Source organism: Rickettsiales endosymbiont of Stachyamoeba lipophora, assembly GCF_003932735.1.
Taxonomy (GTDB): domain Bacteria; phylum Pseudomonadota; class Alphaproteobacteria; order Rickettsiales; family 33-17; genus RICK01.
This window is the reverse complement of the sequence record NZ_CP033611.1, coordinates 526,760-551,591: the sequence shown is the minus strand read 5'-3', so window position 1 is coordinate 551,591 and position 24,832 is coordinate 526,760. Positions and strand designations below refer to the sequence as shown.

The 24,832-nt window shown below is 34.7% G+C and carries 22 protein-coding genes; 20 read left to right on the top strand and 2 right to left on the bottom strand.

All coding sequences use genetic code 11. The features are described from left to right. From EF513_RS02440 to EF513_RS02415, 6 genes are all read left to right on the top strand, one after another. Entirely contained in the window at nt 1-1,206 is a 1,206-nt protein-coding gene (locus EF513_RS02440) for a type II secretion system F family protein (protein WP_125215831.1), read from the top strand. Nucleotides 1,207-1,211: 5 nt separating this feature from the next. Continuing rightward, nucleotides 1,212-3,494 (top strand): hypothetical protein, encoded by a 2,283-nt coding sequence (locus EF513_RS02435; RefSeq protein ID WP_125215830.1) that lies wholly within the window; start codon nt 1,212-1,214, stop codon nt 3,492-3,494. Nucleotides 3,495-3,503: 9 nt separating this feature from the next. Beyond that, complete coding sequence (locus tag EF513_RS02430; RefSeq protein ID WP_125215829.1) at nt 3,504-4,130, top strand: DUF5394 family protein; 627 nt, start codon at nt 3,504-3,506, stop codon at nt 4,128-4,130. Nucleotides 4,131-4,138: 8 nt separating this feature from the next. Beyond that, nucleotides 4,139-5,083, top strand: a complete 945-nt coding sequence (locus EF513_RS02425; RefSeq protein ID WP_125215828.1) for a TerC family protein — start codon at nt 4,139-4,141, stop codon at nt 5,081-5,083. Between the two features lie 80 nt (nt 5,084-5,163). Next, the gene (locus EF513_RS02420) at nt 5,164-5,547 is read left to right on the top strand and encodes a response regulator (protein WP_125215827.1); all 384 of its coding nucleotides are present in this window, start codon (nt 5,164-5,166) and stop codon (nt 5,545-5,547) included. Between the two features lie 380 nt (nt 5,548-5,927). Next, nucleotides 5,928-6,272: a hypothetical protein gene (locus EF513_RS02415; RefSeq protein ID WP_125215826.1), complete on the top strand. Its 345-nt coding sequence runs from the start codon at nt 5,928-5,930 to the stop codon at nt 6,270-6,272. A 32-nt stretch (nt 6,273-6,304) separates the two neighbouring features. On the opposite strand, the gene radC is transcribed toward EF513_RS02415, so the two are convergent. Both radC and map read right to left on the bottom strand, forming a co-directional pair. Then, on the bottom strand, nt 6,305-6,982 hold the full coding sequence (gene radC / locus EF513_RS02410; protein WP_125215825.1) for a RadC family protein: 678 nt from the start codon (nt 6,980-6,982) through the stop codon (nt 6,305-6,307). Between the two features lie 4 nt (nt 6,983-6,986). Then, nucleotides 6,987-7,772 (bottom strand): type I methionyl aminopeptidase, encoded by a 786-nt coding sequence (gene map, locus EF513_RS02405; protein ID WP_125215824.1) that lies wholly within the window; start codon nt 7,770-7,772, stop codon nt 6,987-6,989. 109 nt (nt 7,773-7,881) lie between these two features. On the opposite strand from map, the gene EF513_RS02400 reads away from it, so the two are divergent. From EF513_RS02400 to EF513_RS02335, 14 genes are all read left to right on the top strand, one after another. Further along, nucleotides 7,882-8,646, top strand: coding sequence for a competence/damage-inducible protein A (locus tag EF513_RS02400; RefSeq protein WP_125215823.1), 765 nt, complete (start codon nt 7,882-7,884; stop codon nt 8,644-8,646). Beyond that, nucleotides 8,643-9,647 (top strand): tryptophan--tRNA ligase, encoded by a 1,005-nt coding sequence (gene trpS / locus EF513_RS02395; protein WP_125215822.1) that lies wholly within the window; start codon nt 8,643-8,645, stop codon nt 9,645-9,647. The genes EF513_RS02400 and trpS overlap by 4 nt, the downstream gene beginning before the upstream one ends. Nucleotides 9,648-9,677: 30 nt before the next feature. Further along, nucleotides 9,678-9,995 carry a DUF167 domain-containing protein gene (locus tag EF513_RS02390; protein ID WP_164503798.1) on the top strand — a complete coding sequence of 106 codons (318 nt, stop codon included), beginning with the start codon at nt 9,678-9,680 and terminating at the stop codon, nt 9,993-9,995. 95 nt (nt 9,996-10,090) lie between these two features. Then, a complete protein-coding gene (proS, locus tag EF513_RS02385; RefSeq protein ID WP_125215820.1) occupies nt 10,091-11,371 on the top strand; it encodes a proline--tRNA ligase in 1,281 nt (426 codons plus the stop codon). Next, nucleotides 11,364-12,614: a lipoprotein-releasing ABC transporter permease subunit gene (locus tag EF513_RS02380; protein ID WP_125215819.1), complete on the top strand. Its 1,251-nt coding sequence runs from the start codon at nt 11,364-11,366 to the stop codon at nt 12,612-12,614. The genes proS and EF513_RS02380 overlap by 8 nt, the downstream gene beginning before the upstream one ends. After that, the gene (locus tag EF513_RS02375; RefSeq protein WP_125215818.1) at nt 12,607-13,305 is read left to right on the top strand and encodes an ABC transporter ATP-binding protein; all 699 of its coding nucleotides are present in this window, start codon (nt 12,607-12,609) and stop codon (nt 13,303-13,305) included. The genes EF513_RS02380 and EF513_RS02375 overlap by 8 nt, the downstream gene beginning before the upstream one ends. 62 nt (nt 13,306-13,367) lie before the next feature. Further along, the gene (galU, locus tag EF513_RS02370; RefSeq protein WP_125215817.1) at nt 13,368-14,234 is read left to right on the top strand and encodes a UTP--glucose-1-phosphate uridylyltransferase GalU; all 867 of its coding nucleotides are present in this window, start codon (nt 13,368-13,370) and stop codon (nt 14,232-14,234) included. 1 nt (nt 14,235) lies between these two features. Then, complete coding sequence (locus EF513_RS02365; RefSeq protein ID WP_125215816.1) at nt 14,236-15,531, top strand: UDP-glucose dehydrogenase family protein; 1,296 nt, start codon at nt 14,236-14,238, stop codon at nt 15,529-15,531. After that, nucleotides 15,521-16,345, top strand: coding sequence for a signal peptide peptidase SppA (gene sppA / locus EF513_RS02360; RefSeq protein WP_125215815.1), 825 nt, complete (start codon nt 15,521-15,523; stop codon nt 16,343-16,345). The genes EF513_RS02365 and sppA overlap by 11 nt, the downstream gene beginning before the upstream one ends. 1 nt (nt 16,346) lies before the next feature. Further along, the gene (locus tag EF513_RS02355; protein WP_125215814.1) at nt 16,347-17,228 is read left to right on the top strand and encodes a glycine--tRNA ligase subunit alpha; all 882 of its coding nucleotides are present in this window, start codon (nt 16,347-16,349) and stop codon (nt 17,226-17,228) included. A 139-nt stretch (nt 17,229-17,367) separates the two neighbouring features. Beyond that, the gene (gene glyS, locus EF513_RS02350; protein ID WP_125215813.1) at nt 17,368-19,455 is read left to right on the top strand and encodes a glycine--tRNA ligase subunit beta; all 2,088 of its coding nucleotides are present in this window, start codon (nt 17,368-17,370) and stop codon (nt 19,453-19,455) included. A 370-nt stretch (nt 19,456-19,825) separates the two neighbouring features. Continuing rightward, a complete protein-coding gene (gene ppdK / locus EF513_RS02345) occupies nt 19,826-22,501 on the top strand; it encodes a pyruvate, phosphate dikinase (RefSeq protein WP_125215812.1) in 2,676 nt (891 codons plus the stop codon). Nucleotides 22,502-23,079: 578 nt separating this feature from the next. Next, a complete protein-coding gene (petA, locus tag EF513_RS02340) occupies nt 23,080-23,613 on the top strand; it encodes a ubiquinol-cytochrome c reductase iron-sulfur subunit (RefSeq protein ID WP_125215811.1) in 534 nt (177 codons plus the stop codon). Next, entirely contained in the window at nt 23,613-24,830 is a 1,218-nt protein-coding gene (locus tag EF513_RS02335) for a cytochrome b (protein WP_410528581.1), read from the top strand. Before petA ends, EF513_RS02335 begins: the two co-directional genes overlap by 1 nt. The last annotated feature ends 2 nt before the right edge of the window (nt 24,831-24,832 follow it).

Sequence of the window (24,832 nt, the reverse complement as noted above, 5' to 3'; positions counted from 1 at the left end):
ATGTCCCAAAATTATAAATATTTAGCTGTAAATAATCGTGGTAGAGAAGTTTCGGGGGTTATTGCAGCAGCTAATCAAATTGACTTGGAATATAAGCTTTCTACCATAGGTCTCACCTTAATTGATTGTAAAGTTCAACAAGCTTCCTTCTTTTCAATATCTGCTAAAATCACCCCGCAAGATATCATCATTTTATGTATACAACTAGAGCAGTTAGATAACGCTGGAGTGCCTCTACTAGATGCAATTGCAGATTTAAGAGACGCGGCTGAAAATCAGCGTTTAAAAGATATTCTAACCACCATTTATGATTCAATTCACCAGGGTAAAATGCTTTCGGAGGCTTTAAGAGATTTTCCAGCAGTCTTTGATGAAATATTTATTGGATTGATTTCGGCTGGTGAAAAAACTGGTAATTTAGGGATGATATTTGCCCATTTATCTACTCATCTTAAATGGACTAATGAACTAAAAGAAAAAATTAAAAAGGCCAGTTATTATCCAACATTTTTACTTATAATTATGGGTGGTATTGTGGCCTTAATGATGAATTTTGTGATTCCACAGCTATCTAAATTTTTAATTGCTCAAGGGTTTGAGTTGCCTATACATACACGAGCCCTAATCGCTACTTCGGAATTCTTTCAGGCCAGTTGGCATATTTTAATATTAATTCCTATTATTAGTATTGGCAGTTTAATTGTTGGTAGAAAAATTTCAGAAAATTTTCGATATAATACCGATAACTTTTCGATGCAAATCCCAGTAATAGGAATTACTATTCGGAAAATTGAAATAGCTAGGTTTTGCAGATTTTTTGCACTTACTTATCGTAGCGGAATTCCAATTTTAGAATGTTTAGATATATCTAGCAACACCATTAGCAATTTAATGTTAAAAGAAAGTATTTATAATGTCCAAAAAGGGGTAGCTGATGGCCAAACTTTAACCCAATCTTTATACCTTACTAACCAATTTCCGAGCATGGTAGTTAGAATGATTAAAGTTGGTGAAGATAGTGGTAATTTAGAAGCTGCTTTTGATGCTATTAATTTCTTTTATGATCGAGAAGTAAATGAGGCCGTAAACTCCATGATAGCTGCTATTCAGCCTACTTTAACTATCGTGCTGGGTGGCATTATGGCCTGGGTAGCAACTGCTGTATTCGGTCCTTTATATGCTAGTCTATCTAAAATAAGTTTTTAAATATTATGAAAAAATATATTAATCCACACCAATCAGCATTTTCATTATTAGAAATTGCTATTGCTTTGTTGATTATGAGTCTAGTAACAGGAGTGATTTTAACAATAGGAGAGGTCAGAGAAACGGCTAAATATAGTGAAATAATAGATGATATAAAAAAAATTAAAGAAGCGGTTGAAGAATTTGAGGGCCGCTTTGGTGCTTTGCCAGGAGATATAGCTAACCCTAACACCATAGCGAGTTATAATGGGGGAGCGTTTATGGTTGGAAATGGTAATGGAATTATTGATAATGTTAATTTTCCTGAACAAATTTATTTTTGGCGGCATTTAATGAATGCAGGATTATATCCTGGTAGCTATAGCGGTAATTTAGCAGATCAGTTTAAAATTTCTGATGGTAGCATTATTGGTGCTGTGCCTAAGGGCCCTTATCCATACAGTGGTTATAGAGTGATTGAAAATAGTACCAATGGGGTGGAAATAGAATTATCTAGATATAGCGCTGTTAGTAATAGTTTAGCTCTTCTAACCCCGCAGCAAGCATTTCAAATTGACCGAAGTTTTGATAATGGTGATCCTACTTCTGGACTGATTAGAGCCTTAGAAGGTGAAAATGTACCAATTGGCTCCTGCGTTAGCGGAGGGGCATATAATGTGGTTAATACTAACCCTGCCTGCGTAATGAGATTTATTATTAAATCATCAAATAAAAATTATGATACTAGCACCGCTCCTACTTGTAATGGGTTACCGATAGGTACTACTCGTCAAAGTGCTACGGATAATTGCCCGATAGGATATGAAGGCAGGATTATTGAAGAATGCATTCAGACTGCACCTGGTGTAGCAACATTTATTAATTCTAAAAATTTATGTCAATTAGTAAAGTGTAATTTTGGCTTAAGTAATGGCCAAACCATAGATCTCCCATGCCCTACAGGATGGAATGGTAGAGTATTGGGAACATGCAGTCAGCATGGAGTAATTAGCTATACTAATAGCTGTATGTTAAATGGTGAGAGCTGCAGCAAAGTAGATAATGATTTAAAAAATGCAGTTAGGACGCTGGGTTGCCCGATGGGTCAAACAGGGTATGTACTGCAGACTTGCGATGGTACCACCTGGAATAGTATTAATAATTGTCAAAATTTAACTTGTGGAGTAACAGGAATTGGGTCATCAAGCGGCGCCAATTTAGGATGTGTTAATAGTAATTATACCCAAGGAGGAGGTGTTATTAATATAGTCAATTCGGTATGTACCATAAAAGAAAGCTTTTCAATAACTGCTGCGGTTAATGATAATATTTTTACTGTTGCTAGAAATGGTGTATGTAGACCTACTTACACAGGGTTGCCGTGTGCCCCTGGAGTGACTAGAGAAATAGGTTGCCCTTTTGGCCATAGTGGGGGGCATAGCCAGGTATGCGTGGTTTCAGGGTACTATGATACTATAAGTAATACTTGTGCCCCTGCTGCTTGCCCTGATGGAAGCCCTATAGGGAGCATAAGAATATCTAAAGCTTTTAAATGTAACCATCATCAGATTGGTAATGCTTATGAGATTTGTACTTTATATAGTTACTTATCCGGTGGAGTAACTATATATGAAGGTATATGGAAGGCCAGCTATCGTAATTGCTCCTCACGAAGATGTCCTTCAGCCTTTGATGATGGGACGGGTAATAGTGGTCTCGCTACCTATAATGTTCTACCGGCAGATGGGTACAATGCTAATGCTATACATAATGCCGCAGGTTGTAGTGATGCTGATTTTGCAGTAGTTACGGGAGCAAGCAGAAGATGTGGTTTTGATGGTAATTGGTACTCACGTAATAAAGCTTGTAGGGCTAACCGTACTTGCCAGACTTTAGATATGTTCTCTACCGGAAATGCTAACATGAATTGGACAGAGGTAAATCCTCCGGAACATGGTGAATATAGAATCGCCACTTTGACTTTTGATGGTAGTGATAATACCCAACCAAATTATTGTGCGCAACTTGGTATGAATCCGCCTATTCAAAGAAGAGAGATTTATAATGATGTAAAATTAATCTGCAATAGTAGAGGATATTGGGTAGATTTTTGCCATACAATGGCAATGGATGCAAATATAAATAATAGGATCGCTGGGGTTACTGCTAAATCAACTTTAGCGATTTTCCCAATAGAGGATGAGAGTAGCGTTAGATTGAATTACCACATGGATGATGATGAAGATAATTTTTGCAGTGTACTCAATGAAGATAGATGTAAAATATGTTATGATGGAATTTGCCCATAGAGAGTGAATATGACCCATACCAATAAATATTATGAAGAGATTATCAAAAAATTTCCTAATGCTGATAAAGCGCTCCTTGATAAGATCATTCGTCGTTTTAATACTAATGGTACGGATCAAATATATGATCTTATTTTAGAAATTTTAGAAAGCATATTTGCGGAGTTGGAAGCCGGAGGTTTTGGTTCGAGTTTAAGTTCTTTAGAAGAAAGTGAGCGTATAATTGTAGAGCAGGAAATTGAAAAATTATTAAACACGGTAGGGGAAGAGTATGGTGATCTATCAAAAGATGAAATCATTCAATTATTATTAAAAACTATTCATCGTAAGTTTACTCAGAAACATGCTCTTGGCAAGCAACCTAAGGAAAAAGGTAATATACCTAAACATGTCAAAGAGTTTATTAAACAGGATTTACTAAGAGCGTTTGTTTACGAATTTTATAAATTTGTAAATCCTAATCAAATTGCCGGTGAAACTAAGATGGATAATTTCATTAATAATGTAGTGTATGGGGGGGTTAAATATGCTGTAAAACATGCAGGAAAGGAATATATACAAGATAAAGAGGCCATGAGCCAAGTTAATCAAATGGTAAAAAATATTAACAAAAGTAATGTTGGAATAGGTAGATAGGAGAATAAATGGATAAGCCAATTTGGTTGTGGGTAAGCTTCTTTATAGTAGTAATTAGTGCATTGGTAATGGATCTAGGGGTTTTGCATAAAACAGATCGTAAAATCGAGGTTAAAGAAAGCTTAGTCATGAGCCTGTTTTATATTGTGGTTGCGATACTGTACGGGTTGTGGGTTGGTTACTCGTTAGATGCAAATGCTGCTAAAGAATATTATACTGGTTTTTTAGTTGAAAAAAGTCTTTCAATTGACAATGTATTTGTTATTTCAATGATATTTAGCTATTTTAAGATTCCTGCGCAATTCCAACATCGGGTATTATTTTGGGGTATATTAGGAGTAATAGTACTTAGAGCTTTAATGATTGGAGCCGGATCCAGCCTGTTGTTACGTTTTGAATGGTTATTATATGTCTTTGGAGCGTTCTTAGTTTATACCGGCATAAAAATGTTGATGGTTATGGGCCATAATTTTGATATAAAAAACAACCCAGTGTTAAAATTTGTGCAGCGAAAATTACCAGTGACAAACGAATTGTACGGCGAAAAATTTATTGTTGAAATAAAAAATAAGCAAGGTGGGAGGCAAAAATATGCCACCCCCCTATTTCTAACTTTGGTAATGATTGAGTTTGCTGATTTAATTTTTGCAGTAGATAGTGTTCCTGCTATCTTTGCCATTACTACAGATTCTTTTATTGTATATACTAGTAACATCTTTGCGATTTTAGGTTTAAGAGCTTTATATTTTGCCTTGGCGGCAATTATTCACCGCTTTAAATATCTAAAATACTCTTTGGCCATAATTTTGATTTTTATTGGGGGGAAAATCTTTTTGGTTAGTATAATAGGTAAAATACCCTCATTATTATCGTTACTATTAACCTTAATTATACTTGGAACAGGAGTAGTTTATTCTTTATATAAAACTAAAATTAATAAATTAAAAAATTAACTTTTGTTTAATTGCAAAACGTATTATAATTAAATATAAATAACGTTGTAAAATGCTGTACAATATATGGAGAGTTAACCATGGCAGTAGATAAGGATATACCTATATTAATTGTCGATGATTATAAAACTATGCTTAGAATTGTTAAAAATTTTTTAAATCAGCTTGGGTTTTTTAACGTAGAAGAAGCGACCACGGGTGAGGCGGCATTAAATAAACTTAAAGAAAAAAAATTCGGTCTAATTATTTCCGATTGGAATATGGAACCTATGAGCGGCTTGGATTTGCTTAAAAAAATTAGAATAGAAGAGGCGCTAAAAGATTTACCCTTTGTTATGATGACTGAAGAAAGAGGGATGGTAGGTGAGGCGCAACAATATGTTGGTAAAAATAGTTATATTGTTAAGCCTTTTAATGCTGAGGCTTTAAAAACTCAGCTTGTTAATATCTTGGGTGGGTTTTAGTGATTTAAGACATGGTGGATATTAATTCAAGATCTTAATTTGTCCTATTTATAGGAATATAGTAATGACTTTAACAATATTCCTCCAACGAATGCTATGAAAATAAATTACTTTTACTAAATGTTTATCAGGGTCTTACCTAAGTTTGTATCAACATTAGGCCTGGTGCTTAATCTATTCTGAGTATTGATATTTTGTTGAGTATGCTTATGCTCATCAAATAGCTTAAGCGTCCTGGGGTGGGATGTTTATCATTATTTTTTCTAAAAACTTATTATTATTTCTAAATTAGATAACAATAAATCTAGAGTATAAAAGTATTTTAATTTATCAAAAAATATGTTAATATATTAATATATCCCCATAGCAAATGATAAATTATGAGAACTAAGCAACATATATATGCTGAAAACCAAATAGAAAGGTTTGTAAGCTATGTTAAAAAGATCATGACAGTAGATAGGTTGGAGCGCTTTAAAGAGTTAAGCATTGCTGAGAAGCTAGTATTTTATATTGTTTATTCTACTTCAAAATTTGAAACAGAAAGCATGTTCGATAATTTAATCAGTTATTTAAAAAAATATGGTAATGCTGAGTATGATCGTGAAATTTATGCTTTAATAGATTATATGATCGATCAACGAAAGCATAATAAAAGATTCGAAGAAATGAACATGGCTACCTTGCAGGCTGCCAATAGAGTTTATACTAGCCGCGCAGCCTAGCCAAGCTATTCTTCTTCTAACTCTCTAATTAATTAAAGTAGATTGTTCTGTTTAAAACTAAAAAAGCTTTCAGAGGTAATAATTACATGATCATGAAGAGTAATGTTAAGAGAGGAAGTAATTTTTTTTAATATGTTGGTTAAAGTAATATCTGCTTTAGAAGGTTGGATATTATTACTTGGGTGATTATGTGCAATAATTAAAGCAGTGGCATTTAAAGCAAGCGCATTTTTCATTATCTCTCTAGGATAAATATTAGTTTGATCTATAGTACCATATTCAATAATTTCAGTATATATGAGCATATTTTTTTTATCTAAGTAAAGAATGGCAAAATTTTCGGTAGCATTATGCCCTATTGCGCCTCTTAGATATTCAATTAGCACCTCATGTGTATTAATAATAGGTTTCGATTCCAAAGCAGATTTATTAATGCGGGTGGCAATTTCTTTAAATAACTTAAAATAAACCGTAGAATGTGGTGTTATGCCCGGAAGTTTACTTAGATCTTGAGAAGATAGAGCGAAAATCCGAGCAATATTGCCATATTGCTCAATCGCTTTTTTGGCATCAGGCTTAACATCTCTTCTAGGGTTGAGTAAAAATAAGAACAACTCCATCAGTTCATAATCAGGGAAGCTTTCAGAAGGAGAGTTTAGAAACTTATCCTTCAAACGTTGCCTGTGACCATGATAATGAGGTTGAGTCATGATTTTATATATTAAAGTTAGGATGTTTTAATCCTTTAGGTGATATAGTAAAAATTTCTACACCATCCTTGGTTACTCCCACTGTATGCTCAAATTGAGCAGACAGCGATTTATCTCTAGTTCTAGCGGTCCAGCCATTAAATTGATCGATAATCGTTTCATATTTACCAATATTAATCATTGGTTCTACCGTAAAAAGCATCCCCTCTTCCAGTACAGTACCTTTGCCGGGTCTGCCGTAATGCAATACATTAGGTTCGTCATGGAATATTTGGCCAATTCCGTGCCCACAAAAATCTCTTACAATTGAATAGTGATGTTTTTCAGCGTGAGTTTGTATAGCATAGCCTATATCACCTAAGGTATTACCGGGTTTGATTTGCTCAATCCCCAGCATCATAGCATCATAAGTAACTTGAGTAAGCCTTTTGGCTGCAACTTTAGGCTCTCCTGCCCAGTACATCCTTGAGGTATCTCCATACCAACCATCAACAATGACTGTTACATCGATGTTAATGATATCGCCATTTTTGAGTTGGGTATCATCAGGGATGCCATGACATACTACATGATTAACGGAGGTGCAAATTGATTTAGGGTACCCTTTGTAATTTAGCGGCGCAGGAATCGCATTATGCGCAATAATAAACTCATGACAAATTTCATTAAGTTGATTGGTGGTAATACCGGGCTGAACATGCTCCGTGATCATATCTAAAGTTTGGGCTGCTAGCTTTCCGGCAACGCGCATTTTTTCAAAATCTGCTGGTTTGTGAATTTTAATGGTCATTAAATTTTATTATTCCTAAATGAATTTTTAATTGCTATAAAAGGTGAGTATAATAATAAACCTATAATTTTTCAATAGAACAGATAAATGAGCGTGTATTAACTTTATTATGAATGACAAAATATACTATGCCGCAATAGTGGTAATTGGGAATGAAATCTTGTCTGGTAAAACTCAAGACCTCAACGTAAATTTTTTAGCCAAAGAGCTTAATTCAATAGGGATTAGGTTAAGAGAGGTGAGCATAGTGCCGGATGTTGAAGAAATGATCATCGAAACAGTACGTAATTTTAGTAAAAAATATGATTATGTATTTACTACTGGTGGAATTGGACCTACCCATGATGATATTACAGCTAGCTGTATTGCTAAGGTTTTTGGCAGAGAGTTGGTACGAGATGCACGAGCGCTTGAATGTTTAAAGAGACAGTATGCTCCTGACCAATTAAATGAAGCACGTTTAAAAATGGGCGATTTGCCAGCAGGGGCAACGTTGATTGATAACCCGGTTTCTCTTGCTCCTGGCTTTAAGGTTGAGAATGTTTTTGTGCTAGCCGGAGTGCCAAAAATCGCCCAAAGCATGTTTTGGACTTTAAAGAATCAGTTAAAAGGTGGGGTGCCACTCGAGAATATTTATATTCATACTTATTTAACTGAAGGAAACTTTGCTGAAGAGCTGGCGCAAATTCAAAATCAATTTATAGAAGTTGAAATAGGAAGCTATCCTTTTGTATATCACGGTAAGTTAGGAACCACTTTGGCTTTAAGATCGGTGGATAAAAACCTGCTCATAAAATGTGAGCAAGAGATCAAGCAGATGTTACAATTAAAGGGTGGCGAAATTGTTAATATTGATATGAGAGAAGCATTGTGAGTGAACAGGTTACAAGGATATTATCAGGTATAACGACTACCGGTAGATTGCACTTAGGAAATTATTTGGGTGCCATCAAAAATTGGACTAAGCTTCAAATGCATGCCGAAACTTTTCTTTTTGTAGCAGATCTTCATGCCATTACCACTGATCAAGATCCTGATGAGCTTAAACGTAACATATTAAATGCGGTCATTACTTATTTAGCTTGCGGGATTGATCCGGAGCAGGCTTGTATTTTTGTGCAATCTCAAAATCCACATCATGCAGAGCTTGCCTGGATTTTATCTTGTGTAGCACGTATTGGTTGGTTAAACCGCATGACTCAATTTAAAGATAAGTCAGGTAAAAATAAAGATAATGCTTATGTAGGGCTTTATACTTATCCAGTGTTGATGGCAGCAGATATCTTGCTTTATCATCCTACTCATGTGCCGGTAGGAGATGATCAAAAGCAGCATTTAGAGCTGGCAAGAGACATAGCGCAAAGCTTAAATAGAAAATTTGAACGAAGTATTTTAACCGTGCCAGAACCTTATATAGTAGGAGAGGCTACCAGAATCATGAGTTTACGAGATGCAACCAAAAAGATGAGTAAATCTGATGAATCTGATTACTCACGGATTAACTTAGATGATGATGAAGATGCTATTATCAAAAAAATTAAAAAAGCCAAATCTGATAGTGAAGCAATTTCTTTAGCAACTCTAGGCGCACGCCCTGAGTTGAATAACCTGGCAACCATTTATGCAGCTTGCACGGACTCAACCAAAACCCGTGTGATTGAGCAATTTGAAGGCAAAGGTTTTGCTGAGTTTAAATCCGCTTTATATGAAGTGGTGGTTAATAAAATTGTACCAATTGCTAATGAAATTAAATATCTACGTAATCATTTGGATCATGTGCAAGCTATTGTAACTCAAGGCAATAGCAAGGCTGCAGAATTAAGCGTTAAAACATTAGCAGAAGTTAAACAAGCATTTGGTTTAAAAGTATTTTAATACCTATTTTTAATAGTAAGGGGTCTAGGATTGTTCCAAGAATATTTGCCTTTTCAGATCATAGATAATTATATACTGCTTTTGGTAAAAGCCTCCCCAAATGCGGCTAAAAATAATTTTGGAAAAATGCTTGAAATAGCTTCAGGGAAGTGGGCCGTAAAAATTATGGTTACTGCCAAGCCTAAAGATAATGAAGCAAATGAAGCTATTATTAAATTTTTGTCAGAATTTTTAAAAATTGCCAAAAGCAAAATTGCGATAATAACAGGAAATACGAGTAAGATTAAAACAGTTAAGATTAATGAAAACTCTCCTGAAGTAGTTATTAGGCTCAAATCTTTACTATAATCTTTAAATTACTTTAGTTTTATTAAATTTATATTGTATTATAACGCAGTTGATAATAAATATTGATCAAAAATATATAAGAGAATTACGCTAATATGCTTGTTTCAAAATTATTCATGCCGGTTTTAAAAGAAAATCCTCAAGAGGCACAAATTGTCTCGCATAAATTAATGCTTAGAGCTGGCATGATTAGACAGCTGACTAGCGGTATTTATAACTGGCTACCGCTTGGGCTTAAAGTGCTGCAAAATATTAGCAAAATTATTCGTGAAGAGTTAAATAAGGCTGGAGCTCAAGAGATTTTAATGCCTATTATTCAACCTACAAGTTTATGGCATGAATCAGGGCGTTCGGACGGGTATGGTAAAGAAACACTGAGAATGATTGATCGTCATGACAATCCTTTGCTATTTAGCCCTACTGGCGAGGAAGTAGTAACTGACATTTTTCGTAAGAATATAAATTCTTATAAACAATTGCCTATGAACTTATATCAAATTCAGTGGAAATTTAGAGATGAAATAAGACCGCGTTTTGGAGTGATGCGTGGGCGTGAATTTTTAATGAAAGATGCGTATACCTTTGACTTAACTAAAGAAGATGCTGAGAAATCTTATTATAAAATGTTTGAGACCTACCTCAGTATCTTTAAAAGGTTGGGACTTAAAGCTTTACCAATCCAGGCTGATCCTGGGGTCATCGGAGGAAGTTTGAGTCATGAATTTCATATTTTAGCTGAAACCGGTGAAAGTGATATTTATTATGATCAGCAACTAATGGATGATGAAGGACTAAAGGCTCAAGATTATGCCAATTATTATGCTATGGCAGATGAAATGCATATCGAAGAAAAATGCCCAGTACCTCAAGCTCGGTTAAAACATAGCAAAGGAATAGAAATAGGGCATATTTTTTATTTGGGAACTAAATATTCAGAGAGCCTAAAAGCCCAAGTAACAGATGGTAATGGTAAATTACAGCCGGTGGAAATGGGTTGTTTTGGAATTGGTGTATCCAGACTAGTTGGAGGAATAATTGAGGCCTCTAATGATGAAAGAGGGATCGTTTGGCCTAAAGCAGTAGCGCCGTTCATTTGTTCAATTATTCCTCTTAAAAAAGATGAACAAGTAATGGAAGTGGCCTATGAATTATATAGTGAATTATTAAGCCAAAATTTTGAAATTTTATTTGATGATACAGATCAAAGTGCAGGAAGTAAATTTGCTACGCATGAACTGATCGGGGTGCCTTTACAAATTATTATTGGTCCTAAAAAATTAGCTGGCAATAAAGTTGAATGTAAAATTAGAGCTACTGGCGAGCTTACCGAAGTGGATGTTAGTCAGGTAATTGAATGGGTTAAAGAACATGCTTAATTTTACAGAATTTTTTATTGCTTATAGATATTTGCATTCTAAGCATAAAAGCAATTTTATTTCGGTTACTACTGGTTTTTCATTGCTAGGTATTATTCTGGGAGTGGCGGCTTTAATAGTAGTGATGGCTGTCATGAATGGTTATAGAGAGGAACTTACTAAAATAACCTTAGGCATGAGCGGCCATATTACTATTAAAGGCGGAAGGGATGGTATTATTGGCTACCCAGATTATTTAAAAGCTTTAAATAAAATTGAAGGAGTTAAGCAAGTCACTCCTCAAGTTGATCGCAAGGTAATGTTAAGCAATAAAAGTGCGATTGCCGGAGGAGTACTAAAAGGAATAGAAGCAGATTTGCTTAAACGCAAACCTATGATTAGTAGTAACTTAATTGAGGGCAATCTTGTAAGGTTTAAGGAAGAAGAAGATTCGGTAATTTTAGGGGTAAGCTTAGCGAATAGCTTGGGGGTAAGTGTTGGTGATGAAATAAAAGTGGTAACTGCTACTACTAATGCCACGGTGATGGGTATGGTGCCTAGGTTTAAAACTTTTATTGTGTCTGGTATTTTTGAATCTGGGCTGTATTTGTATGATAATGCCTATTTATATATTCCTTTAAAAACTGCTCAAAAATTATTTAGATTGCCAGAAAATGCTATTACTGAAATTGAGTTTGAAGTACAAAACCCGTATAAAACCCAAAATATTAAAAATGGCATTAACAAAGTATTGCACGGTAGATATTTAATAGAAGATTGGCAGCAGCAAAATGCTCAAATTCTTTCTGCGTTAGAAATTGAGCGCGCTGTTATGTTTTTAATTCTTACTTTAATTATTATTGTGGCAGCTTTTAATATCATATCTAGTCTTTATATGCTAGTTAACGATAAAAAAAGCGATATTGCTATTTTGCGTACTTATGGTGCTACTAGAATAATGATTATAAGAATTTTTATGTATATAGGAGCGTTTATCGGTATTTTTGGCACCTTAATGGGAGTATTTTTAGGAGTAAGTTTTGCTGAAAATATTGAAACGATTAGAAGGTTTTTAGAAAGCATGACCGGTACTACCCTATTTGACCCAGTTGTGTATTATTTGAGCCAATTGCCTGCTAAGCTTGATTTTGAAGATGTTTATAAGATTTCTGGGCTTACTACTGTACTTTCTATTATTGCTACCCTTTTTCCTGCGATTAAGGCTGCGTCTATCAATCCGGTGCAAGGTTTAAAAAATGACTGAAACCATTCTTGAACTAAATAATATTACTAAATCTTTTACTCAAGGTGGCCATCATCTTGATATCTTAAAAGATATTAGTTTAACCATTGAAGCAAATCAAGTGATAGGTTTGTTGGGGCCTTCGGGATGTGGTAAAACTTCTTTGTTAAATATTTGCGGACTGGTGGATGAAGCAAGTCATGGTGAGGTAAGAATTAATCATCTTTTGGTTAAAAAGATGAAAGATGCGGAAAGAGCCAAAATTAGAGGAAAAAATGTAGGTTTTGTTTATCAATTCCATCATCTGTTGCCTGATTTTACTGCGCTTGAAAATGTGATGATGCCAGCGTTAGTTAATAAGCTACTTACTAAGGAAGAGGCCATTAAGGTTGCCACTTCGTTATTAGAAAGTTTAGGACTTGCTGAGCGTATACAGCATTTTCCAGCACAATTATCTGGGGGGGAGCAACAAAGAGTAGCCATTGCTAGAGCTATGATTAATAAACCAAAATTAATTTTAGCCGATGAACCAACCGGTAATTTAGATCCGCAAACTGCTGCTAAAGTCTTTGCGCTAATGATTGAAACTATCAAAAGTAATAATTTGGCGGCCTTAATTGTTACTCATAATCACCAATTAATCAAAAATTTTGATAAAGTACTAACCTTAGAAAAAGGTAGGCTAGTTAGGTATGTTGAGGCAAACGCATAAAGTGGTTGCAACTTTTTGTAATCAATTGATAATACTTTTAAAAAAATATTAATATTATTAATATGCCAAAACCAATTAAAAAAGTTGTGTTTCCTGTGGGAGGCTTGGGTACAAGATTTTTGCCGGCTACTAAATCTTTACCTAAAGAAATGCTGCCGGTTGCTTCCAAGCCTATTATCCAATATGCCTATGAAGAGGCAAGGGATGCTGAGATGGAGCAGTTTATTTTTATAACTGGGCGCAATAAGAATGCGATTACTAATCATTTTGACCATGCGTATGAATTAGAGTCAGTATTATCCGATACTCAGAAAGAAGAGCAATTAAAAAAAGTTAAAGCTTGGTTGCCAGAGGCCGGCAATATTGCCTTTATAAGACAGCAAGAACCACTAGGCCTGGGGCACGCCGTATGGTGTGCGCGCAGTTTTGTGCAAGATGAACCTTTTGCGGTCATTTTAGCAGATGAAATGCTAAAAATTGAAGGCGGCTTTTTAAAAAAAATGATCGAAGCTTATAATATTCTTGATGCCAATATCATTGCTACCTTCAGAGTTGCTAAGGAAGATGTGGATAGATATGGGATTGTAAATGTAGTCCCGGAAAACGGCTTTTTAAGAATTACTGAAATGATTGAAAAGCCTGCTATTCATGAAGCTAGGTCAAATTTAGCTATTGTGGGTAGATATATTTTAAAACCTGAAATTTTTGAAGAAATAGCTCGTTTTGAAAAAGGCAAAAATGGCGAAATACAGCTAACTGATGCAATGCAGAATTTACTTAAAACTCAAAAATTTTATGCACTTGAGTTTCAGGCGGAAAGGTTTGATTGCGGGAATCAGTTGGGATATCTTGAAGCTAATATTGCCTATATGCTTGAAAACCCAGAGTTTACTCAAAATGTAAAAGAAATTATTAAAAAATATATTTAAGATGAAAGTTGCAATAATTGGAGTAGGATATGTTGGGTTGGTAACAGGAGTAGGACTTGCTGAGCTTGGTCATCATGTTACTTGTATTGATATTGATCCTCACAAAATAACTGATCTTAACCAAAATATTATTCCTATTTACGAGCCTGGCCTTGAGGAATTGGTAGTTAAAAATAAGGAGAGACTTAATTTTACTACTGATTATAGTTTGATCAAAGATGCAGAAATTATTATGATTGCTGTTGGTACTCCAACCGATCCTGTAACTGATGAAGCGGATTTAAAATATGTTAAAGCAGCTTTCCAACAAATCTGTAATGAATTAAAAGATTCATTAGAAAAAAAGTTAATTGTTATTAAATCTACCGTGCCGGTAGGTACTAATAAGATGCTTGTAAAAGACTTAAAATTAAATGCTTGTTATGAACTTGCTTCTAACCCAGAATTTTTACGAGAAGGTTCAGCGTTAGAGGACTTTTTTAACCCTGATCGGATAGTGGTGGGCGTTTATTCTATCTTTGGGGCAGAAATTTTAAAAAATTTATATGCAAAATTTATAGAGCAAAAAGTTCCGTTATTGGTAATGGATCCACTTTCCAGTGAAATGTGTAAATATGCAGCTAATAGTTTTTTAGCCATGAAGATAGGTTTTGCCAATGAAGTGGCCCGCCTTGCAGATAAGATAGGTGCTAATGCAGAGAATGTACTGGCAGGGCTTAAGGATGACCATCGTATTGGTAAATATTTTTTAAACCCAGGACCTGGATTTGGGGGCTCATGCTTTCCTAAAGATTGCTTAGAAATGCAGCAATTAGTAGTAAAATCAAAGGTGGATGCGCCGCTTATCAGTAATATTCTTAAAACTAATGAACAGCAAAAGCAGTATGTTGTAGAAGTAATTGAAAAGCTTATCCCTAATAATCATAAAATATTAGTGTTAGGTATGAGCTTTAAAGCAAATACTGATGATATTAGAGATTCTACAACTCTTTATATGGTTCCTAAGTTGATTAGCCAAGGCTATAATATAGATATTTATGATCCGCTTTTTCAAAATAAGTTCAAGCAACAACAACTTGATTGGAAAGTGGCGTGGTTAGAGAATTTAGATGGCTTGCTGGAATATCAGGCAATAATAATACTGACTGAATGGCAAGAGTTTAAAATAATAAAAAATTACCCCTTATCTCCGCAAGTAAAACTTATAGATTTTAGGAACATATTTGATCCTAATGAAATGCGTGAAACTAAAATTGATTATTATCCAGTAGGAAGGATGAATTTGTATGAATATTAAAAGATGGTTTGTAAAGAAGATTCTTAAAGTAAATAAAAGAGTGGTAGTTCACCTTACTTTTAAAGGAGTGATAGGTAACATTGGTCCTAGAAAAGGAGGCATTTGCTTTGAAAATTATCAGGAATTAATTAAAAAAGCTTTTGAAACTAAGCATGTTAAAGCTGTATGTATAGCTATTAATTCACCTGGTGGTTCGCCAGTGCAATCGGAATTAATTTATAAATATATACTTAAGCTTAAGCGGGAAAAGAATGTACCTGTATGGATGTTTATTGAGGATATTGCAGCCTCTGGTGGTTATTATTTAGCTTGTGCTGGTGATAGAATTTATACAGCCAATAATGCGATTATTGGTAGTATTGGAGTGATTTCATCAGGATTTGGTTTTACTGAGCTGATTAAAAAAATAGGTATTGAAAGAAGAGTATATACTCAAGGAGAAAATAAAAGCATCCTTGATCCATTTTTGCCTGAGAAGCAAGAAGATATTAATATGCTCAAAGAAATGCAGCAAGATGTACATAAAAATTTTATGGCAATTGTTAAAACCTCTAGAGATAAAAAATTAAAAGATAATAAAGATCTATTTAGCGGTAAGATCTGGTCGGGTATGCAGGCTATAGAAAATGGGTTGGCGGATGAGATAGGGTTTTTTGAAGAGGTGGCTGAGCAGCAATTTGGTAAGAAAGTTAAAATTATTAAACTTGAACCTAAAAAATCTAAATTGTTAAGTAAGTTAGGTCTAGATATTGTGCTGGATAATTTGGCGATTAAAATTAGAGAGCATATAATCTGGTCAAAATATGAGCTATAAGATGAATAAGGCTAATTCATTTCAAGATTTAATTGCTACTTTAGATGAATATTGGAAAAATTTAGGTTGTGTTATTCTGCAGCCTTATGATATGGAAATGGGAGCAGGGACCTTCCATCCTGCTACTACTTTAATGACGCTTGGCAAAAAGCCGCTTAAAGCTGCATATGTTCAGCCATCCCGTAGGCCTGCAGACGGAAGATATGGCTTAAATCCCAATAGATTATACCGTTTTCACCAGTACCAAGTGATTTTAAAACCATCGCCTGAAAATATTGTTGAATTATATTTAGAAAGTTTAAAAACAATCGGTATTGATCCTTTAAAGCATGATATTAGATTGGTTGAAGACGATTGGGAATCACCAACCTTGGGTGCCTGGGGTTTGGGTTGGGAAATATGGTGTGATGGTATGGAAATCTCCCAATTTACTTATATGCAGCAAGTTGGTGGAGTAGAGTGTGATCCTATTACAGGTGAGTTAACTTATGGGCTCGAGCGAATTGCCATGTTTTTGCAAGATAAAGAAAATATTTTTGATCTAAGATATAACTCCGCACCTGAGCTAAGCGATCAATATAGTTATGGTGATTTATTTAAACAATATGAGCATGATCTTTCCAGTTATTGCTTAGATTTAGCAGATGTAGAAATCATGCGGAAAAATTTTGAAGAATCGGAAATTGAGTCGCATAAGTTAATAGAGCTTAATTTGGTATTTGCAGCTTATGAGCAATGTATTAAGGCAAGTAATTACTTTAATATTCTTGATGCAAGAGGGGTGATTAGCGTTAATGAACGGGCAAATTATATAGCGCGCGTTCGAGCTATGGCAAAAAATTGCGCTGAAAAATATACTCTTAATCTTAAGTGTAGTGATTAAAAATATTGCAGTTAAGCGCAGTTGTATATTAATGCTTATAATTTATTTTTAAATGTAACTACGTAACTCTTGAAATATGCTAAATATATAAAGAGTAATAAAACGATGTTAATTACAAAATTTGTTGGATAATTAAAAAATGTCAGAATTACTATTTGAAATTTTAAGTGAAGAAATTCCTTCAAGAATGCAAGCAAATGCAGCTGAGCAGCTTCGAAACCTATTTAAAATAGGGCTTGAAAAATTGTCACTTAAAGCTGAGGTGGTAAATACTTTTGTCTCTCCAAGAAGACTTACTTTGCAGGCTAAAGCTATTATTATGAAGCAAAACCAGGAGCAAGAAATCAGAGGGCCGCGGGCTGATGCGGAACAAAAAATTATCGATAGTTTTGCAGCTAAATATGGCAAACAAAGGAGCGAGCTAGAATTAAAAGATACCCCAAAAGGCTCTTTTTATTTTGTAGTTAATAATCCGCAGGCTAAGAATATCGATATAGAGATTACTAATTTGCTAAATAAAATTATGTTAGATTTTGTATGGCCTAAATCAATGCGCTGGGGAAGTGGTACGCATACGTGGGTTAGACCTATCAGAAATATATTATGCTTATTTGATGGCAAAGTGTTGCCAGTTGAATATGCAGGAATTAAAGCTAATCGGAAAACTAAGGGGCATAGATTTATTGCTCCGGAAAGTTTTGAAGTAAGATATTTTGAAGATTATGAGGAAAACTTATCTAAACGCTATGTTATTTTAGATTCTGCTAAACGTGAAAATATCATTAAAAAAGAAATCGAAAAAGTTTGTGCTAAATATGATTTAACATTTGCACATGATCAGCGTTTAATGAATGAAGTAGTAGGGCTAGTTGAATGGCCGGTAGTGATGGTTGGAGAGTTTGAAGCAGAATTTTTAAACATGCCTAGTAGTATTATTGAACTGACCATTAAGACTCATCAGCGTTATTTTCCACTTTATGATTATAAAGGAAATTTATCTTATCGTTTTATCATAGTATCAAATGGGCTGGCTAATTCAGATGATATCATAGTGAAAGGAAATCAAAAAGTCGTTAGAGCGCGTTTGAGTGATGCTAAATATTTTTATGAACATGATTTAAAACTCGGTCTTGAGGAATTTACAAGCCAGCTTGGGCGCCTTACTTTTCATAAACAATTGGGCTCAATGGCAGAAAAGGTAAATAGGCTAGTTAACCTTTCTTTGCTGGTAGCGTGCTGGGTTAAAGGAGCTAATTTAGAATTGGTTGAGCGTGCTGCAATTTTAGCTAAAGCAGATTTGGTTAGTGCAGTAGTATCAGAATTTCCTGAATTGCAAGGACAAATTGGGGCATGTTATGCTCAATATGCTAAAGAAGATCTACAGGTGGTTGATGCCATAGAAAATCATTATTATCCTACCGGCCCAGAGAGCTTGTGTCCAAAAATGCCAATAACCGTCACTATTGCCCTTGCCGACAGGATTGACAATTTAGTAGGGTTCTTTGCAATTAATGAAAAGCCCACCAGTTCAAAAGATCCTTATGCATTAAGGCGTGCTGCTATTAATTTAATTAGGTTGCTCGTAGAAAATGATATTTCTTTATCGCTCAAATTAATTTTACAAGCGGCATATAGTTTTTATGATCGCAAGAAAGTACAAGCTGCAGAAAACAATTCTAACACCCAGCTACAAGATAATGCTTTAGAAGTGTTAAGTTTTATTTTTGATCGTTTTAAACAATACCACAAAACTCTCGGTACCAGATATGATATTTTTGAGGCAGTGATAAATGGTAAAGTTACAGATGATTTGTTGGAAATAAATAGAAAAATTGATTTTATAGAAAGCATCAAGCAAACTAAAGAATTTATTAAATTATGTGAAGCCGCAATACGAATTAACAATATTGTTTTAAGCTCAGAGCGTAGTAAATTACCAAGTGTTAGCAAAAAACATTTATATGAAGAGTCGGAGCTTAACTTGTTTAAGAAATATCAAGCTGCAGTAGCGAGCATTAAGGACGCAATACAGCTTAATAATTATCAAGCTGTATTTATAAGTTTAAATGGGCTTAATGATAATATTAATGAATTTTTTGATAATGTGATGGTAAATGTTGAGGATGAAAAAGTTCGTTTAAATAGATTAAGTTTACTTAACAATATCCAGGAATTAATTCTAGAGCTTGCAGATTTAACCAAAATTGTTTTAAATGGGAACGAATAAAAATTGTATTTATCAAAAAATATATTAATTTGGCTTTTTAGCTTCGATTTTATTTGAATAATTACTTACAATAAAGGCAGGTATTATAGCTTGCTAAGATTATATGCAAAAATGAAGTCTCAAAAAAAAAATCTTTATAATTATTTTTTGCTCTTAAGTAGCAAAAGACTTTGGCAGATAATCCAATTATCTATAAGCCGATCAATATATCTCTTGTTTAAGCAATTCTGGATGGTAATTTTGTTATTGAGATTTGTTTGTGCTCCTCAAATATGTTTTAGTATTCTGTGGGGCCTATCTTTGTTTCTCCTAAAAACTCCTTCCCAATTTTTGCATTGTGCAAGAGGCTTAATTAATCAGGAACTTAATTATGAATAATTATATTTATACTTTTGGTAATCAAAAGGCCGATGGTAATGGCCACCTAGAACATATTCTTGGTGGTAAAGGTGCTAATCTTGCTGAGATGTCTTTGCTGGGGTTGCCTGTACCACCTGGATTTACTATCACTACTGAAATATGCCAATATTATTATAAAAATCATTATAGTTTCCCTGTAAATTTTGATACTCAGGTTTATGAAGGCATACATTTTATCGAAGGAATTATTGGAGCAAAATTTGATGATACTGCAAAACCATTATTGATTTCTATCAGGTCAGGCGCGGCGGTGTCAATGCCGGGTATGATGGATAGTATTCTTAACTTGGGCTTAAATGACCAAACGATAGAAGCGTTTGCCAAAAATACTGAGTCCCCTAGATTTGCCTATGATTGTTATAGAAGATTTATTCAAATGTATAGCGATGTGGTGCTAAATATTCATCTTAACCAGTTTGAAGAGTTATTTGAGATCCATAAAGAAGCAAATAAAGTTAAATACGATCATGAACTATCAGTTGAAAGCTTGAAAGAATTAATTGTTGATTATAAAAAATTAGTTAGAGAAAGTACCGGCCAAGAATTTCCACAAAATGCGCATGAGCAATTATTTCAAGCAATACAAGCAGTGTTGAAATCATGGATGAGTGAACGTGCAATTGCTTATAGAGAAATTAATAATATACCAAATGACTTAGGCACTGCTGTTAATATTCAAGCTATGGTATTTGGTAATATGGGTAAAACTTCGGCAACTGGAGTATGCTTTACTCGTGATCCCTCAAATGGTGAAAAATATTTATTTGGCGAATATCTACTTAATGCTCAAGGTGAGGATGTAGTAGCAGGGATTAGAACGCCTAAATCTATCACTCTTTATGGCCAAAATCATAATACACTTATTCCACAGTTAACCATGGAAGAAGAAATGCCAGAGGCGTATCATGACCTTTGCGAGATGGGTAATAGGCTGGAACAACATTTTGGAGAAATGCAAGATATTGAATTTACTGTTCAGCAAGGTAAGTTATGGCTATTACAAACGCGTAATGGAAAGCGGAGTGCTAAAGCTGCAATTAATATGGCAATCAGCATGGCGCAGGAAGGGTATATTACTAAAGAGGAAGCATTGCTACGAATTGAACCTAAGTCTTTAGATCAGTTGCTTCATCCTTCTTTAGATCCTGATGCTAAAACAATTGTGATTGACTATGGGTTACCTGCTTCGCCGGGTGCAGTATCAGGCAGGGTAACATTTTCTGTGCTTGAAGCAGAAAAAGAAGCAAAAAGGGGCCATAAAGTTATTTTAGTAAGAAATGAAACCAGCCCTGAAGATATCAATGGGATGATTGCAGCGCACGCAATACTTACGGCCAGAGGAGGCATGACTTCTCATGCGGCAGTGGTAGCAAGAGGTATGGGAAAACCATGCGTTTGTGGAGCAAGTAATCTTAAAGTTGATTATCTTAATAAAATTTTCTTCAAGGGAGAAGTGGTAGTAAAAGAAGGTGATATCATTACTATTAATGGTAGCACAGGAGAGATTTATTTGGGAGAGGTTCCAACTATTGAACCTAATTTATCCCCTGAATTTCAAACTTTGCTTGATTGGGCTAAGGAAATAAAAACTCTTAAAGTTTATACGAATGCAGAAACTGCCCAAGATCTTAATATGGCGCTTAAATTTGGTGCGGAAGGAATTGGTTTGTGCCGAACCGAACATATGTTCTTTGATCCGGATAGATTACCCCTTATTCGTGAAATGATCATGGCCAGTAATGCTGCTCAGAGAAAAGAAGCTTTAGCGAGCCTATTACCTATGCAATTACAAGACTTTAAAGAAATATTTAAATTAATGGGTAATAAAACTACTGTGATAAGATTGCTTGATCCTCCACTTCATGAGTTTTTGCCTAATAATGAAAAAGATTTTCAACAAATTGCAGAACATACTTCTCTTTCCCTTAATGCATTAAAGGCAAAGGTTGAAGAGCTTCATGAATCAAATCCTATGCTTGGACATAGGGGTTGTAGGCTGGCCATTTCCTATCCTGAAATTTATGAAATGCAAGTGACAGCAATAATTTCTGCAGCAATTGAAATCAAGATGGAATATAATATCGATATTATGCCTGAAATTTTGGTGCCTTTAGTGATGAACGGCAAAGAGATGGCAATAATGAAAACTTTGATAGACCGCTGTGCTGAAGGAGCTTTTAAGCGGTATAACCAAAAAACTAAATATCAGGTGGGCGCAATGATTGAGCTGCCTGGTGCAGCTCTCAGAGCTAATGACATTATGAAACATGCAGAGTTTTTTAGTTTTGGATCGAACGATTTAACCCAAACTACTTTAGGGCTATCTAGAGATGATTCATGCAAGTTTTTAAATGATTATTTAGAAGCTAAAATTTTTGAGGTCGATCCTTTTATTAAGCTAGATGAAGAGAGTGTAGGGGAGCTTATTAAGATTGCAGTCGAGCGCGGTAGGGCTAATAATCATGAGATTAAAATTGGGATTTGCGGAGAGCATGGCGGGCATGCTGATACTATACAATTTAGCCAATCAATTGGATTAAATTATGTTTCATGTTCTCCTTTCAGAGTGCCTGGCGCAATTTTGGCAGCAGCGCATGCTGCAATAAAATCAACCAAGGCTTTGTAGGTTCTGTGCTGTAAAGGTTGTTGTAGTGTATAAATTGGTGAGTTTATTATAATTGTTATAATATTGGGTATAAATAAAGTTTTTGCTAATTTTACGTCTCTGGTACAGTAGTAAGCACAAACTCAGTTTGAAAGATTGGGGAGAAATCATTAATATTAACTGCTTGATATTTGCCTCGTATCCTAAAGCTGCATAAAGCTGTTTTTGATAATTTTACTTATAAATATTGAAATATTTAAAAATACTTCTTATACAAGATAGCAGAAAAATGGTTTTAATAGTAAAACTTACTTGTGAAGTTTAGTATATTTAATAAAATTTATGCTTAGCCTGCTTTCTCAAAATGTTTATATTCTTCTAGGTTTACAAAGAACTTAGTTAGGCTGGTTATGATAATAAAATATTTATTTTTGAATTGAAAAATCTTATTATAGGCTTTGGTTTAAAAATCTGTCTAGGGCGCAGGTATATTTGCTTTCTTCTTGGTTTGTAAACCACTTGTCAAAATTTAAAAGATATGTTTAAATATTTGCATGAAAAATCAATAGGTTTTATTAAAAACTCGAGTTGTTAAGAAGATGTCTGATCAAAAGAACCATAATGATAATAAAACAACCAGGCGTGATTTTATTGTACTAACTGCTTCAGCAATGGCTGGCTTAGGTGCTGTAGGGATTGCATGGCCATTAATTTCATCGCTAAATCCTTCGGCGGATGTACTTGCCCTTTCTTCAGTAGAAGTCAATTTAGAGCATGTTCAGCCAGGCCAAAGTATTACCGTAATGTGGCGAGGTAAACCAATAGTGATTCGCCATCGTACCCCGGAGGAAATTAAAGCGGCTGAAGAGGTTAATGTGAGCTCTTTAAGAGACCCACAGATGGACTCTGAAAGGGTAAAGCTTGGTAAAGAGCAGTGGTTAGTTATGGTAAAAATTTGTACCCATCTCGGTTGCGTGCCGCTTGATGAGCAAGGTGATTATAATGGATGGTTTTGTCCATGCCATGGTTCTCATTATGATACTTCAGGGAGAATTAGAAAAGGTCCTGCGCCACAAAATTTATTAGTTCCTGAATATGCATTTGTTAATGATAATATTATTAAAATAGGTTGATTAAGATGGAGCTTGAGCAGGGAAAAAAGCAAAGCGTTAAAGAATGGATTGAATATCGCTTGCCTGTATTTAGTTTTATAGAGCATTTGGCTCAATACCGTACTCCTAAAAACTTAAGTTTTGCTTGGAACTTTGGTTCTTTGGCTGGAATTGCTTTAGTAATTCAAATTATTACGGGGATAGTGCTAGCCATGCATTACACTCCGCATGTTTTACATGCGTTTGATAGTGTAGAAAATATTATGCGTAATGTTAATTATGGGTGGTTAATTAGATATTCGCATGCTATTGGCGCTTCAATGTTTTTTATAGTAATATATGCCCATATAGCTCGGGGGCTATATTATGGTTCTTATAAATCTCCAAGAGAAATAGTATGGTTTTTAGGGATTATGATTTTCCTAGCGATGATGGCCACTGCTTTTATGGGGTATGTGCTACCTTGGGGGCAGATGAGCTTTTGGGGAGCTACTGTTATCACCAATCTTTTTTCGGCATTTCCAATAGTTGGGGAATCAATAGTAACATGGCTATGGGGTGGCTTTTCAGTAGATAATCCAACTTTAAATAGATTTTTTGCATTACATTATTTATTTCCATTTATTATCACTGCCATAGTCATCCTTCATATTGTAGCCTTACATAGACACGGCTCAAGTAATCCAACCGGAGTTGAAGTAAAATCAGCAAGTGATACCATACCGTTTCATCCTTATTATACTGTTAAAGATTTTTTTGGTTTTGGAGTGTTTTTTATATTGTTTGCTTATTTTTTATTCTTTAACCCTAACTATTTAGGGCATCCGGATAATTATATTCCAGCAAATCCTTTAGTGACACCGCCACATATTGTGCCGGAATGGTACTTTTTACCCTTTTATGCAATTCTTAGAGCGATTCCTAACAAGCTTGGTGGGGTGATTGCTATGTTTGCTTCAGTGCTTATTTTAGCTTTGCTACCGTGGCTTGACCGTTCACCGATAAGAAGTGGTTCTTATCGTCCGGCATTTAAAATATTTTATTGGATTTTTATTATTGATGTCGTGATATTGGGCTATATTGGAGCCAATCCACCGGAACAACCTTTTATTGCTATTGGGCAAGTTGCGAGTCTAGTTTATTTTGCTTACTTTTTGGTTGTATTGCCAATGTTAAGTAAGTTTGAGCAAGCTCGTTCATTACCTGAATCTATAAGTACTGCATATAGTAAAAAATAATA

What these genes read in the sequence shown, in the direction of transcription:
- EF513_RS02440 (WP_125215831.1), top strand. Translation starts at nt 1, where the DNA reads ATGTCCCAAAATTATAAATATTTAGCTGTAAATAATCGTGGTAGAGAA.
- EF513_RS02435 (WP_125215830.1), top strand. Translation starts at nt 1,212, where the DNA reads ATGAAAAAATATATTAATCCACACCAATCAGCATTTTCATTATTAGAA.
- EF513_RS02430 (WP_125215829.1), top strand. Translation starts at nt 3,504, where the DNA reads ATGACCCATACCAATAAATATTATGAAGAGATTATCAAAAAATTTCCT.
- EF513_RS02425 (WP_125215828.1), top strand. Translation starts at nt 4,139, where the DNA reads ATGGATAAGCCAATTTGGTTGTGGGTAAGCTTCTTTATAGTAGTAATT.
- EF513_RS02420 (WP_125215827.1), top strand. Translation starts at nt 5,164, where the DNA reads ATGGCAGTAGATAAGGATATACCTATATTAATTGTCGATGATTATAAA.
- EF513_RS02415 (WP_125215826.1), top strand. Translation starts at nt 5,928, where the DNA reads ATGAGAACTAAGCAACATATATATGCTGAAAACCAAATAGAAAGGTTT.
- radC (WP_125215825.1), bottom strand. Translation starts at nt 6,982, where the DNA reads ATGACTCAACCTCATTATCATGGTCACAGGCAACGTTTGAAGGATAAG.
- map (WP_125215824.1), bottom strand. Translation starts at nt 7,772, where the DNA reads ATGACCATTAAAATTCACAAACCAGCAGATTTTGAAAAAATGCGCGTT.
- EF513_RS02400 (WP_125215823.1), top strand. Translation starts at nt 7,882, where the DNA reads ATGAATGACAAAATATACTATGCCGCAATAGTGGTAATTGGGAATGAA.
- proS (WP_125215820.1), top strand. Translation starts at nt 10,091, where the DNA reads ATGCTTGTTTCAAAATTATTCATGCCGGTTTTAAAAGAAAATCCTCAA.
- EF513_RS02380 (WP_125215819.1), top strand. Translation starts at nt 11,364, where the DNA reads ATGCTTAATTTTACAGAATTTTTTATTGCTTATAGATATTTGCATTCT.
- EF513_RS02375 (WP_125215818.1), top strand. Translation starts at nt 12,607, where the DNA reads ATGACTGAAACCATTCTTGAACTAAATAATATTACTAAATCTTTTACT.
- galU (WP_125215817.1), top strand. Translation starts at nt 13,368, where the DNA reads ATGCCAAAACCAATTAAAAAAGTTGTGTTTCCTGTGGGAGGCTTGGGT.
- EF513_RS02365 (WP_125215816.1), top strand. Translation starts at nt 14,236, where the DNA reads ATGAAAGTTGCAATAATTGGAGTAGGATATGTTGGGTTGGTAACAGGA.
- sppA (WP_125215815.1), top strand. Translation starts at nt 15,521, where the DNA reads ATGAATATTAAAAGATGGTTTGTAAAGAAGATTCTTAAAGTAAATAAA.
- EF513_RS02355 (WP_125215814.1), top strand. Translation starts at nt 16,347, where the DNA reads ATGAATAAGGCTAATTCATTTCAAGATTTAATTGCTACTTTAGATGAA.
- glyS (WP_125215813.1), top strand. Translation starts at nt 17,368, where the DNA reads ATGTCAGAATTACTATTTGAAATTTTAAGTGAAGAAATTCCTTCAAGA.
- ppdK (WP_125215812.1), top strand. Translation starts at nt 19,826, where the DNA reads ATGAATAATTATATTTATACTTTTGGTAATCAAAAGGCCGATGGTAAT.
- petA (WP_125215811.1), top strand. Translation starts at nt 23,080, where the DNA reads ATGTCTGATCAAAAGAACCATAATGATAATAAAACAACCAGGCGTGAT.